This window comes from Alteromonas halophila (assembly GCF_014651815.1).
Lineage (GTDB): Bacteria > Pseudomonadota > Gammaproteobacteria > Enterobacterales > Alteromonadaceae > Alteromonas > Alteromonas halophila.
The window spans coordinates 22,709-36,794 of record NZ_BMXP01000005.1 but is presented as its reverse complement, the minus strand read 5'-3'; the positions used below and the strand labels follow the sequence as shown (position 1 = coordinate 36,794).

Here is a 14,086-nt window from a genome sequence, read left to right as displayed (position 1 = left end):
CTAGTCTCCAAATTGCAGAGCGTGCAACTGGGCATAGTGCCCCTGCTTGTCCAGCAGATCCTGATGCCGGCCCATTTCGATAATGCGCCCCTGCTCAACAACAATGATCATATCGGCGTTTTCAATGGTCGAGAGGCGGTGGGCAACCACCAGGCTCGTGCAATTTTGCTGTAGTGCCTCCAGCGCATCCTGGATCAGTTTTTCTGATTCAGTATCCAGCGCAGAGGTAGCTTCATCCAGGATCAGAACAGGGGCATCAGCAAGGATAGCTCTGGCAATAGCAATACGCTGTCGCTGTCCACCCGAGAGCATCAGACCATTTTCGCCGACAATAGTATCCAGACCTTGTGGTAACTGGTTAAGAAATTCATCCACGTGTGCCATCTGCGCGGCGCGCTCAATGTCCTTGCGCGATACATTTTCGCGCGCGCCATAGGCAATATTATTGGCAATGGTGTCGTTAAACAGAGTGACATGCTGGGATACCAGAGCAAACTGAGCGCGCAGCGACTTGAGATCAACCTCGGCCAGAGGCGTGTCGTCCAGCCTGACCTGTCCCTCGTCGGGGTGGTAGAAGCGTGTTAACAATGACGAGATAGTTGATTTGCCGCTGCCTGATCGCCCGACCAGCGCCACGGTTTGGCCCGGCTCAGCGGTAAAGCTGATATCGCTGAGTGCAGGCTGATGCTTACCCGGATAAGTAAACGTAACCTTATCAAACTCAATTTTGCCGTTGACCCGGTCAAAGGTCGTATTGCCGCTGTCATCTTCGTCCTGATTATCTAAAATAGTGAACACACTGGTACAGGCAGCCATGCCTTTCTGAAATTCATTGTTGATGGTGGTAAGTTGCTTCAGCGGCTTGAGCAGCATCACCATACAGAAAACAACATTAATAAACACGCCTGCCGTCAGCTCTTCAAGCATGCCCGGTGTACTGGCAATAAACAGCACCACGGCCAGCGCCACCGATGCAATCACCTGAATGGATGACACGCTTAAAATCTGGGTGACAGCCAGTTTCATGGTTTGCTGGCGGTTATGGTTGTTCTTTTTCTTAAAGCGTTGCTGCTCTATTGCCTGACCACCGAACATGATCACCACTTTATGCCCTTTAACGGCCTGTTCTACCGCTGACGTCAGGTTTCCCATTGCGTGCTGAATGTTGCGGCTGACTTTTCTGAAGCGCTTGCTGACGAAGGACACGATCACGGCCACCAGCGGTCCAATCAGCAAGAATATCAGTGACAGTTGCCAGGAGTAGTAAAACATCACCACCAGCAGGCCAATCACCAGCGCACCCTCACGGACCAGTGTCAGCAGGGCTTTACCTGCAGCCCCGGCAACCTGCTCGGTATCGTACGTCACTTTACTGATAAGATTGCCCACCGAATGGCGGTCATGAAAGGACACCGGCAGGTGAATATATTTGTCGAACAACTGCTGACGCATGCGCATCACTACCTGCGAGCCAATCCAGGTCAGCGTGTAAGAGCCAAGAAAGTTAAACACCCCGCGCAGCAAAAAAAGTGGCACAATCGCATAGGCAGCGAGACGCAGGTATTCATGATCATTGTTGCCCAGTGACTCATCAATCATGGGCTGAAGCTGCGCAAACACAAACGTGTCCACGGCGGAATAACCAATCATACCGATGATGGCGACAAAAAACGGTAGCTTAAAGGGTCGCAGATAGCGAAGAAAGCGTCTGACCTGCGCGGCCGAATAATCGGGTTGCTGCATGGATTAAATCAATTCTCTTATTTATAGCGCTGACAGTGTACAGGGACTTACCCTAAATCCCTAATCTTAACACGGTGTTACTGTAGGGCTTAACATGTGTTTTTCAATCCATCGTATGAAATTGGCGGGCCCGAAAGTACCAGCGAGGACGCAGGGTATGCCGCATAGACTCGATCCTGACCGGCCGCTGTGGAGCGAACGTCAGCCTGATATAGCCTGACTCACTACTTGCCATCATGCGCACGCCACGCGCACGGTAGCGTTCGACAACCGCCCTTTCAGGAAAGCCCCAGCGATTTTCAAACCCCTGGGTAAAGATAACGGTTTGCGGTGAAACTGCCTCAATCAGCGCGCCGGTAGATGAAGTATCAGAGCCATGATGCGGTGCCAGCATAATCGAAGCGCGCAAACCGGGTGTACCAGCAAGTAGTGAATATTCCGCCGAACGTTCAATATCCCCAGGCAGTAACAGTCGCTGCGCGCCAACGTCAAGCATAACCACACAGGAGCCGTTATTACCGGCCATCGCACTGCCACGCTCGGGCCAGAGAAAGTGAACCTCAACCTGCTGCCAGTGCAGCGTTTTTCCTGCATAACACCCCTGATGCGGCCGGTACCAGCGCGGTGATTGCCCGGCCCTGTTCAGGTAGTCCTGCAGTGCTTTTGCCCCGCCTGCATGATCATTATCATTGTGACTCACTATGATGTGATCAAGATGCAGGCGATGGCGCTTTAGCAATGGGATCAGCGCATATTCAGTTACAGGCGCGACACCATTATGCGCAGGGCCGGTATCAACGACCATGGCATGCCTGCCACGGGTAACGATGACCGCAGTTCCCTGCCCTGCATCCAGTACATGGACGTGCATGAACCGCGAAGAAAAAGGCACAAACGAAAACGCCAATGGCAGTGTCAGCAGCGCAATCGCAAGACGCCTGTATGCAAAAGGTGGCAAAACTACCAGTAGCGTAATGACGGCAACAATAACCATCAGGTTGTTCGGTGGAAACAGCGTCAACGGGACTGGCAGCCCCTTGTCCAGCCATGCTACGGCGTCGATCAGACTGCCCATGATACGGTGAGCAAGCCACAGGCTGCTGTCCGATACGGGCGGTATTCCCCAGGCCAGCAGTAACAATAATAACAATACCGGTAGCACCACACTCATCAACGGTACCAGCAGAAGGTTAACCGGTATAGCTGACACCGACATCACCGAAAACCAGCTCACAACTACGGGTAGCAGTGTCAGCGAAAGTGCAAGCTGCAGCCGCCACAGTAACTGATACCAGCGCAGCTGGTACCACCGGTAACGCCACAGCAACAGCCAGATAGCCAGCACTGCACCGCTGCTCAGGTAAAAGCCGGCCGACAACACAGAAAGGGGAAACAAAATAATGCAGGCTGACAGCATGCACAGGCCCACATGAAGCCCATTCCAGTTGCGACGGGTCAGTGCCAGCAACAGGCCAATGATTAGTAGTACCCATGCCCGGATAACGGGCAGTGCGGCGCCGGCTATCTGGGCGTACAGACCGGTAAGCAGGGCCACTGCCAGTAGGGTAAGCGGCCATATTGCACGTGTTGGTATCCACGTACAACGGCTGACCAGCAAGCCAACAATAAATCCGGTCAGTGGAAACAGCGCTGCAGCGATAATACCCAGGTGCAAACCTGATATACTGAATAAGTGGCCCGTACCGGTGCGCCGCAACAATGCCCAGTCTTCAGCGCGCAACTTACTTTTATCGCCGGTTAACAACAACAGCAGCCAGCGCTGGTAATCATGATCCCTGCTCTGAATAAGACGCTGCAGGCGCTGACGCAACGACGGCGCAGGGACAAAGACAACATGACGCTGACGGACATAGCCGGTCGCTACAATGCCCTGACTGGTTAAATATTGCTGAAAATTGAATCCAATTGGGTTGGCCGTGCCGTATGCAGGCTTTAGTACGACCGTGGCCGTGATGCGTGTTCCGGCTTGCAGACACGGATAATCAGACTGCTCATGCAGCCTGACCGCTCTGCGCCCAGGCCAGCCTCGCGCTTTAAAAACGCGGGTTGTCAGGGTATACGTGTGGCCATCTGGACGACAGCGGGCATCGACAACAGTGCCGCTCAATGTGACATCTTGCTGAATTTTGTCACGTGGCAGTTGCCATGCATAGTACCAATGACCTACACTCGCCATCCAAAGCGTGCCAACCGCAAGGCCGTGCGCGATAAAAATGGCGGGTCTTAACGGTGTCAGACCGCCGACAGCGTGGGGGGCGATGATTGTCACGATACACGCGCTGCTTATTAAGCCGGTCACGATCAACAGTACTGTCAGCGATGGCAGCGCTGGCCAGACATACGATGTCAGTGCAGAGAGTACGAAGGCCGAGAGCCATGGTGTGGTAACATTGCGCATTCCGTTGCGTACCCTAATTTAGTCAATGAATCTGTTTTATGCCTAAAAAGTTTATTCGTCGATTCCTGCCAGACCACGAAAAAGTAAAAAACCTGCGCGCGCTTCGTGTATTCGGGACCATATTGCACGACCCTAATCTGTGGCATCTGAACCGTCGCTCGGCGGCCGGTGGCTTTTCTATCGGATTGTTTTTTGCGTTTTGGCCAGTTCCTTTTCAAATGTGGCTGGCAGCTGCCGTGGCTATTCCGTTTCGGGCTAATCTGCCGTTGTCTGTCGCTACCGTATGGATAACCAATCCCTTTACCATGCCCCCCATATTCTATGGCGCCTACAAAGTCGGATCTACTGTACTTGGGACCACGCCGGGCCATTTTAATTTTCAGTTCAGCTGGCAATGGGTTGTCGACAGTGTATCGACCATCGGTCCTGCGTTTCTGGTTGGCTGTGGAATTTGTTCCGTGGTCTTTGCCACAGTGGGGTATGTCGGGCTGAACTGGTTATGGCGTATACAGGTCAGGCGCGCCTGGCAGCGCAGATCTGCACAACGCCAGGCAACGGAGAGCTAATAGCTGGAATCAGACCGGGTGCGCTTATCCTCGCCCCCTTAAATTGTCCTGATTCCCAGCGTTGTCAGTCAGACTAGTCGTTGTCGCCCTCGTACAGGTTATGGTCACGCAAGACAGTAAGCAGTGCGTCTTCACTCCATACTTTAACGCCAAGTTGTTCGGCTTTCGTCAGTTTTGATCCGGCTTTCTCTCCGGCCACCAGAAAATCGGTATTCGCCGATACGGATCCGGCAACCTTCGCGCCCAGCTGCTGTAACAGCCCTTTCGCCTCACTGCGGCTCATTGCCGTCAGACTGCCGGTAAGCACACAGGTTTGCTCAGCAAGCGGCAGCTCAGCCTCATCCGGACGGGCCATGTCTTCCCAGACCAGACCTTCGTCAATCAGCGCGTCGATAATGTCGTTGTTATGTGGCTCTGCAAAGAAATTAGCAATGTGCGTGGCAACCACCTCGCCCACATCATTCACAGCGACCAGTGCCTCTTTACTGGCCTCACGCAGTGCCGGCAATGAGCCAAAGTGCAATGCCAGGTTAAGGGCTGTCGTTTCACCCACCTCGCGAATGCCCAGGGCATACAGGAACTTTGGCAGCGTGGTGTGCTTCGACGCCTCCAGTGACGCCAGCAGATTCGAGGCCGACTTCTCAGCCATGCGCTCAAGCGAAATAAGATCAGCGACAGAAAGCCGGAAAAAGTCTGCCGGACTATGGACCAAATCGGCATCCACCAGTTGCTCTACCAGTTTGTCACCCAGTCCATCAATGTCCAGCGCTTTGCGGGATGCAAAATGTTTCAGTGCCTGCTTACGCTGCGCTGCACAGATTAACCCTCCGGTGCAGCGTGCCACGGCTTCATCCTCAAGTTTTTCAATGCCTGAATCACAAATTGGACAATGCTCGGGAAAGACAATCGGCCGTACATTGTCATCACGGCGGGCTTCTACCACCGACACAACCTGCGGGATCACGTCGCCGGCACGGCGAATGGTGACATAGTCGCCAATTTGTACGCCCAGCCGGGCAATTTCATCCTGATTATGCAGCGTCGCATTTGACACGGTAACCCCGCCGACAAAAACCGGCTCTAAACGGGCGACCGGGGTAATTGCGCCGGTCCGCCCGACCTGAAATTCCACATCCAGTAACCGGGTGATCTCTTCCTGGGCCGGAAACTTCTGGGCAATTGCCCAGCGTGGCGCCCGGGCCACAAACCCTAACTGCTGTTGCGTGGCAATCTCGTCGACTTTGAACACCACACCGTCGATGTCATAGCTTAGCGCGTCACGCTGAGCCATTAGTCGCTCATAATAGGCAAGGCAACCGCCAGCCCCGTCGGCAACATCGGTTTCCCGACACAGTGGCAGTCCCCACTGCGCCAGCTTCAAAAGGCGCTGACTGTGGGTGTCCGGTAACGCAAAGGACTGAGGCTCAACCACGCCCAGCGAGTAGGCATAGAACATCAGCGGACGCTTTGCAGTGATCCGCGAATCAAGCTGACGCAGACTGCCTGCTGCGGCATTTCGCGGGTTCACAAACACCTTTTCACCCTTTTCACGCTGGCGCTGATTAAGAGATTCAAAGCCAGCTTTTGGCATGAATACCTCGCCACGCACTTCCACACGCGATGGCAATGCATCACCACGCAGCGACAGTGGAATATTGGCAATGGTACGCACATTTTGCGTAATGTTTTCTCCGGTTTGCCCGTCACCGCGGGTCGCCGCCCGGGTCAGCGTACCATTTTCATACAGCAGGCTGACTGCCAGGCCGTCAAGTTTTGGTTCACAGCTAAATGTAAGGGTACGGCTGTCTTTCAGCCTGTCCGCCAGGCGCTTTTCAAACGCATACAATGCGTCTTCGTCAAAGGCATTGTCCAGCGACAGCATAGGCACATCATGCTTCACTGATTCAAACGCATCGAGGGGCTCACCGCCAACTTTCTGACTGGGGGAATCGGGTGTAATCAGCGCCGGGTACGACTGCTCAAGCTCCATTAACGCCTGCATATCGCGATCATACTCGGCATCCGGCACCGTGGGCGCATCGAGCACATAATAGTGGTAGTTATAATCATTAATACGCGCGCGCAGGGACTCGGCGCGCGCCTGAATGTCTTCTGGGATCACAGACGCCCCTTCTCTAGCTGTTATTGTGATTAATGTCGCGCAATCATGCGCTGGCGCTCAAATTCCCGGATTTTCTCGGTATATTGCTGCAGCCCCTGCTTGGTCAGCACACTGCGCCTTCCATCCAGGATTTGTGCGCCAAACTCATCGGCTATTTTACGCGCCGCATTATGCATCATATTAAATACCTGATGCGGATCGCCGTCGATGGGCAGGATCATAAACAGGGAGACACCCTGAGTGGTAAAGTTTTCAAGGTTATCGATATCGAAGTTGCCAGGCTTAAACATGTTGGCGAGACTAAACAATACCGGTCCTTTACCATTAGAATTTACATGGCGGTGAAAAATATCCTGATCGCCGAACTTAAAGCCAAGGGTCAGCAGTAATGGCAGCAGGGCCGCCCCGGAAACAGGCGCATCGCCTTTCGCTTTAACATTCAGGATCAATACTTCCTGCTCCGCTGGCGGCATGTCAGTCTGGGGCGCACTTTTCGGTGTTTCTGCGTGATCAGTCTCCGTCGCTTCTGACTGCTCTTCAAAGTCGATACGCATCTGATCATCACCAAAATTTGGCTCCTGACGACGTTTTTGTGGTGCGTGTTTGCTACGTTTTCGCGTGACCAGTTTTTTCGCCTGCTCACCCAGCCCGCCTTCGTTTTTTGCCTGCGTATCTGCAGACGGCTCAGCAGGCTGCGCATCCAGGCTAAAGCTGTCCACCTCGGCATCCTCTGCTGAGGGTGTGCGCGACTCACTGTCTTTGTCAGCAGCCTCTTCTTTAATTAAAAAGCCTGGCGGCTCCGGAAAGTCGAGGGGCTCTTCCTGCGATGCTGCGCTTTTCTGCGACTGCATATGCGGTTTAGGGTTAGTGACCACAGAGCCATAGAGTTTGTCTTCACAAGGCACTGTGCTTTCATGATGCGTTGTCTGGCTATCATCCTCGTTGCGGACAGGCGTTTGCGCATCGTTGTCATCATCCAGGGTCCCGGGTGACGGCGCGTCATGCGTTTCAGTAGTCTCGTCACCCTCTTCTGGACTGTAAGCAGCGGACGTTTGTCTGGCTTCCGGCTGTTTAACCACCCGGACTTCACCGAGCCCCAGGTCATCGTAAGGTGATGTCTGCCAGCCCGCGTCGTCTGACGTATCCTCTGACGATTCTTCGGTATCCTCGCTCCACGCATGTGGCTCTTCACGTCGCGGCGAGGGCTGGTTATTTTTTCTGATTTTCCAGATCCCATGTGCCAGAACGGCAATAATAAAGCAGGAACCTGCTATCAGTAGTGAGAGACGTAACTCATCTTCCATCTCGTATTTCGCCCTTTGTTATGCTTCTGCGAAGGCTATAGCTTCATCCACGTCCACAGCGACCATGCGGGAAACGCCAGGCTCAGCCATGGTCACACCGGTCAGATGCGCTGCCATTTCCATCGCAATCTTATTGTGGGTGATATAGATAAACTGCACCGTCTGCGACATTTCTGAAACCAAATTACAAAAACGCCCGACGTTAGCGTCATCAAGCGGTGCATCCACCTCATCCAGCAAACAAAATGGTGCTGGATTGAGCCTGAAAATTGCAAACACCAATGATAAAGCGGTTAAGGCTTTTTCTCCACCGCTTAACAGATGAATCGTACTATTTTTCTTGCCAGGTGGCCGCGCCATTATCGTGACGCCCGTTTCCAGCAGATCGTCATCAGTCAGATCGAGATACGCTGAGCCGCCGCCAAAGACTTTTGGAAATAACTGTTTTAAGTCGTCATTGACCTGTTCGAATGTAGCAGAGAAACGGCTACGGGTTTCTTTATCTATCTTACGAATAGCCGACTGCAAGGTTTCAAGCGCATCTGTCAGATCCTGATGCTGCGCATCCAGGTGCGCTTTACGTGTCGACTGTGTTTCATATTCTTCAACCGCCGCCAGGTTGACTGCCCCAAGCCGGTTAATGGCTGCCTGCGCTTTGTCCAGTTCAGCCTGCCAGGTATCTTCACTGGCCTCTTCAGGCAGTGTGTCAAGCACGGCTTTTAAAGTCGTACCGGCTTCATCCAGCTTCTCCAGTACGGCACTGGCACGAACGCGGGAACCTTCAATTTCAATCCGCAGACTGTCGATTTTAGCCTGCCGCTGTTGGATCTTCTCGGCCACGCCCTGCTGGCCCTGCTCGGCTTCTTTCAGCAACGCCTCAACATTGTCCAGCTCGGTCTGGGCCTCGGTGCGCTTGGCTTCAGTGGCGACCTTTTCATCCAGCAGCGCCTGCAACTCAAGCTGCTGGTCTTCAAGCGGCTGTAACAATGTTTCCTGCTCTTCAAGCAGTTGCTTATCGCGGGCCTGGTAATCCTGGCGCTGTTTTTCATTTCGCTCTACCTGCTGTGCATACAGGGTGCGCTGATTTTGCTGCTGGCTTAAGTTTAAGTCGAGGCTGTGCTTTTCTTCACTGAGCTGCCTGTGCCTGGTGCGGCCTTCTTCAACAGCCCGCTCAAGCGTGTCACGCTGCGTCTGAACCTGTTGCATGTCCGTTTCGAAATGCAAAATATCTTCTTCCAGCCCTTCGAGCTTCGCAGAGAGTGTTTCAAGCTGCGAGTTTTCCTCATCCAGTAACTGTTGCTGACGATGCAGTTCATCATTCAGCTTTTGCGTGCGGCTTGCTGACTGCGTGACCTGCATATCCAGCATCCCCTGCTGATTCTGCAACTGCTGTACCTGATTAGATGTATGCTGACGCTGTTCTGACAACGCGTCTTCCTGTGCTCTACATTCTTTCAGTGCAGATTCGCAGTCTTCAGCAATGTTTTCACTTTCTTCCAGTGCCGCCTGTGTCATTGCCAGCTCATCATTCAGACTGGCAAGGCGCGCCGCTCGCTGCAACGCCCCCTCCTGTTTGTCTGCCTGACCGAACAACACACTGTGCCGGGTCAGATAATAGCCATCACGGGTGACAATTTGCTGACCACCGCTCAGTGCTGCCCGCTTTTGTGCGCCATCTTCAATGCTGTCATACACATAAATATCGTTAAATCCGGCCGGAATAAAGCCCCCCTCCAGGCACGCCGCCAGTGTACCTGGTTTTACGGGCTGTCCGTCGCCACCCAGCCATACGGGCTTGCCCTGAGGAACGCGCGGCGTTGCACCTAGTAGCGCATCATCATTCAGTGTGTCGGCGATAAGCGGGTCGCCCATTACGCGCAATACGAACTCAAGCAATGACTCGTCGCCGGTCTTCACCGTCAGATGCTGCCACAACGCAGAAAACGCATCGTTATCAGCCGCCACTGGCACATCATCTTCCTGGAGGGCCTGCAGCGCAGCAATCGTAGAGGAAAGTCTCTGACGCTCACTTTTGTGTTCATCAACCACGCCCAGCGATGCCTGATGCGCCTGCTGCGCACTGGCCGTGTCTGTCTGCGCCTGTCGCCATTTTGCTTCAACGTCAGTGAGCGTATCTGCTGCCTCATCGAGCGACGCATCAATCAGTGCTTTCTGCTGCTGTAAATCATCACTGTCAAGCCCTGCGATTTCGTCATTGAGCTCGCTTATTCGCTGGGTCGTACGCAGTTGCATGCTCATGGTGGACTGAATCTGACTGTGACAGGTCTGGGACTGCTGTTTGGCCTGCAAGTATGCCTGCTCTTTGTCGCGTGACTGAGCACTGAATTCGCGTAACGCCTGCTCATCGGTATCCAGCTTTTCCTGCGCCTGCTCAAGCTGGGCGATGAGTAATTCCTGACGGGGCTCCAGCTCTCTGCAGGCTTTATCCGCATCACTGTAGGCCTCCCGGGCGTCTTTCAGAGAATCCTCGAGTACCTGCATTTGTTCACGCAACTGACGGCGCTCGGTGTCGATTTGCTGGTAGCGCTGCTTGCCGTGCAACGTGTTTTGCTCAAGCCGGGTTATAGCCGTTGCCGCGGTAAACAACGCCTGCTGTAGTCTGTCAAGTTCGTCTTTAGCAGCCTGCTGCTGGCTGCGGAACCGCTCTATACCGGCTTCGTCACCACGCTGTTCGGCTACCAGCGCATCCAGTTCACGTTGCTCATCGTTACGTTGCTGTTCAAGTTTTTCTGTTTGTGCACTCATCGTCAGATAACGAATGGCTGCCAGTTGTCCCTTGAGCTCCCGGATTTTTGCCCGGTATGTTTTATAGCGGTTGGCCGCAGCCGCCTGACGCTGCAACTTCTCCAGCTGTTGACCGAGTTCTGAACGCACATCCTCTAACCGCTCAAGGTTATCCTGGGTGTGGCGGATACGATTTTCCGTTTCGCGGCGACGTTCCTTGTACTTCGATATCCCCGCCGCTTCTTCGATAAATACCCGCAGCTCCTGAGGCCTGGACTCGATAAGCCGCGAAATCATACCCTGCTCAATGATGGCATAACTGCGTGGTCCCAGTCCGGTACCTAAAAACAGGTCCGTCACATCGCGGCGCCGGCATTTGGTGCCGTTGAGAAAATAGGTTGACTGTGCATCCCGCGTCACCAGACGTTTGACGGACAACTCTACAAAGCCTGCATACTCCCCGCCTAAGCGCCCTGAACTGTTATCAAAAATCAGTTCGACACTGCATTGACCGACCGGCTTACGTGCGGATGACCCGTTAAAAATCACATCGGTCATCGCATCGCCACGCAGGTTTTTCGCCGAGCTTTCGCCCAGTACCCAGCGCACGGCATCGATCACATTTGATTTGCCACAGCCATTGGGACCAACAATGGCCGTCATATCACCTGGAAAGGGAATGGAAGTAGGATCGACGAAGGACTTAAAGCCTGCGAGCTTAATTTTTTTCAGTCGCACAACAACCATCCCAGGCAAAGATGGGCACTACACAACAGGTTCGGGCTGTCAGGAAAGCTCCGTATGGAGGGCATAAAGCGCAGTCATAGTATTCTTGTTATTGCTTTGACTTTACCAAAACAAACAGATTGTAACAAATGGCATTTCCCACACTGTCACAGCCCCGTTATACTGCGCGCACACAGCGAAAGTAAAGGAAGGTAGTATGACGTCACGCAGTGGCTTTCATTATTTTTTCGAAGGGTTTTCACTGATCACCACCAAAGGGCTCAAGCGCTTTGTGTTTGTACCACTGGCCATTAATCTGGTGCTTTTCTCCGTTGCTTTCTACTTCCTGTTTGGTCAGATTGATGACGGGATCCGATACCTGATCAACCTGGTGCCTGACTGGCTTGGATGGGCAGCCACAGTAGTGGAATTCATTCTCTGGCCACTGGCAGTGATTAGCGTGCTGTTAATATTCGCGCTCATTTTCGGCACACTGGCCAACTGGATCGCCGCGCCGTTTAACGGAATTTTAAGCGAAAAAGTAGAACGGTATCTGTCAGGACAGTCTTTGGGTGACGAAGGCATCATGGGGTTGCTCAAGGACATTCCACGTACACTGTCACGTGAAATGGCAAAATTCATCTGGTACCTGCCCCGGGCCATCGGCTTTCTGCTTTTGTTTTTATTTGTGCCGGTTTTTGGTCAGGTTATCTGGTTTATGTTTAACGCCTGGATGATGGCCATTCAGTACTGCGATTACCCTTACGACAACCATAAAGTGCCCTTCACCCGCATGCGCCTGCACCTGGGCCAGCATAAATCGCGGGCGTTTGCATTTGGCTCGATGGTCAATCTGTTTTCATTGATCCCCATCGTCAACTTCATTGTTATGCCCGTCGCCATTTGTGGTGCAACCGCCATGTGGGTAAACGAACTAAAAGATGAGGCAACACCCTAGCCTGATCACTTCTCAGGCTTGGCCGCTGCTCAGTGTGTGGCGGACGGCGTACCGGTAGCGTCCGGCATTGCCGCTACCGCCTGCTGATAGCGTTCAAGCCAGATACCGGCCTGGGCGGTCTGGCCATGATGATGAAAAGCCTGAAACAGGTTCATGCTGACCGGCCGCTGACGGGTTTTATCTTCAAGCTGTTGCTTCCATAACGCCAGATACAACGGCGGTATTACCCCGGTGTCGTGGTGCTCCATAAAGGTGATGGCAGATGAGGGTTTGTATGCGTTTCCTTTTATTCCGTCACAGGTTTTTGCGGGCCATATGCCATCGTGCGGAGCCAGTTTCAGCCAGCGTTCCAATACGGACATGGGGGCATAGGTCAGGCGGCCATCAAAGACCAGGTTAGGACTTTCATTTACCGACTGCGTTGCAGTCTGACAAACTTTTTTTGCAGCACCTTTGCTCAGCGGGTACTCGTCAGCAAAACCGGCGAAGTGAGCCAGTTCATGCACAAACACTGAATAGGTATCACCAATGTCTAAAAACATCACTCCATTATCAATATTCGCCTTACCCTGCTGGGCCAGTAAGACCACATGACTGGCACCGTCTCGCTCAATAGCGGGCGCCAGCGGCCGGATATCGCAACCCAGACGCTGGCTTTGTTGCCAGTTCTCATCACAGGTAAACGTATCCGATGTCAGCCACAGTGGTTTTGCCAGGCACAATGGCAGGCTGGCCAGACGGGGATCGTCATTAAACGCCCGGTATAGTTTGTCGGCATGCTGAATGGTCGACAAACTGTCGGCAAACATCTGAATACGTTGCCTGCACTCTGATGGCCAGCGATTATCAAACGAACGGGTTACCGGTTGCTGGGTATACCGTTTCAATACATCAAGCACTCCCTGCGCTGTTGCATTGCCCTGCTCTGCGGCTTTCGCCAGATATTCCCGCCCGGCTTCTTTTTCACCGGCATCCCAAAGCAACCGGCCAAACTTATACGCACTCTGGTTATCATTATCGGCGATCAATGCCAGCAAGGGGCGGGCTTTTTCGGGCTTATCGTACAGCAGATACCAGTCAGCCAGTGCAGCCTGCGCGTCGGCGAGCCCCTGACTGGCCGCTCTTTTGAGCCATTTTTCCCTGAATGCCGGATCATCTTCAGACATGGCGTATGAAAGCTGCGCTTCTGGCACATTGCCCATTGCTGCCAGACGCATTAGCTGACGCGGATCATCATCAGGACCGCTAAGTTCATAAAGTGCCCACGCCGCTTGCGGGTCGTCATTTTGCGCCAGCCGCATCAGCCAGTAGCGTTTTTTTTCACCACGGGAGAGGCGAATAAGTGCAGCCCTTGCTTCTTCGCTGCCCTGCTGGGTGGCGCGCCATAACAGCGGACTGGGTTGTGCGGCAGATTGCGCATTATGCAGCAGAACGTGCGGCGCAAAGGTGGTGTCAGCGCAGACCAGAAAAAATGCAACAATCGCCAGTAACAGGCCCCGCATA

Annotated in this window: 8 protein-coding genes; 2 read left to right on the top strand and 6 right to left on the bottom strand. The window is 53.4% G+C overall.

Annotated elements, in window-relative coordinates; genetic code table 11:
* Together msbA and IE054_RS11060 are read right to left on the bottom strand one after the other, a co-directional pair.
* Entirely contained in the window at positions 1-1,743 is a 1,743-nt protein-coding gene (gene msbA / locus IE054_RS11065; protein ID WP_189406429.1) for a lipid A export permease/ATP-binding protein MsbA, read from the bottom strand.
* Between the two features lie 103 nt (positions 1,744-1,846).
* Positions 1,847-4,162 (bottom strand): DNA internalization-related competence protein ComEC/Rec2, encoded by a 2,316-nt coding sequence (locus IE054_RS11060; RefSeq protein ID WP_189406427.1) that lies wholly within the window; start codon positions 4,160-4,162, stop codon positions 1,847-1,849.
* Between the two features lie 38 nt (positions 4,163-4,200).
* Between IE054_RS11060 and IE054_RS11055 the strand changes: the two genes are divergently transcribed.
* Positions 4,201-4,728 (top strand): DUF2062 domain-containing protein, encoded by a 528-nt coding sequence (locus IE054_RS11055; protein WP_189406424.1) that lies wholly within the window; start codon positions 4,201-4,203, stop codon positions 4,726-4,728.
* A gap of 73 nt (positions 4,729-4,801) precedes the next feature.
* Here the strand turns inward: IE054_RS11055 and ligA are convergent, their stop codons facing one another.
* Genes ligA through smc form a run of 3 tightly spaced genes read right to left on the bottom strand, consistent with a single transcriptional unit; the run spans position 4,802 to position 11,637 of the window.
* Positions 4,802-6,850 (bottom strand): NAD-dependent DNA ligase LigA, encoded by a 2,049-nt coding sequence (gene ligA, locus IE054_RS11050; RefSeq protein WP_229805101.1) that lies wholly within the window; start codon positions 6,848-6,850, stop codon positions 4,802-4,804.
* A 29-nt stretch (positions 6,851-6,879) separates the two neighbouring features.
* Positions 6,880-8,154, bottom strand: a complete 1,275-nt coding sequence (gene zipA / locus IE054_RS11045; protein WP_189406422.1) for a cell division protein ZipA — start codon at positions 8,152-8,154, stop codon at positions 6,880-6,882.
* An 18-nt stretch (positions 8,155-8,172) separates the two neighbouring features.
* Positions 8,173-11,637 carry a chromosome segregation protein SMC gene (gene smc, locus IE054_RS11040; RefSeq protein ID WP_189406416.1) on the bottom strand — a complete coding sequence of 1,155 codons (3,465 nt, stop codon included), beginning with the start codon at positions 11,635-11,637 and terminating at the stop codon, positions 8,173-8,175.
* Between the two features lie 205 nt (positions 11,638-11,842).
* Between smc and cysZ the strand changes: the two genes are divergently transcribed.
* On the top strand, positions 11,843-12,583 hold the full coding sequence (cysZ, locus tag IE054_RS11035; RefSeq protein WP_189406414.1) for a sulfate transporter CysZ: 741 nt from the start codon (positions 11,843-11,845) through the stop codon (positions 12,581-12,583).
* 29 nt (positions 12,584-12,612) lie between these two features.
* Here the strand turns inward: cysZ and IE054_RS11030 are convergent, their stop codons facing one another.
* Positions 12,613-14,085: an SEL1-like repeat protein gene (locus tag IE054_RS11030; RefSeq protein WP_189406413.1), complete on the bottom strand. Its 1,473-nt coding sequence runs from the start codon at positions 14,083-14,085 to the stop codon at positions 12,613-12,615.
* Between the last annotated feature and the right edge of the window lies 1 nt (position 14,086).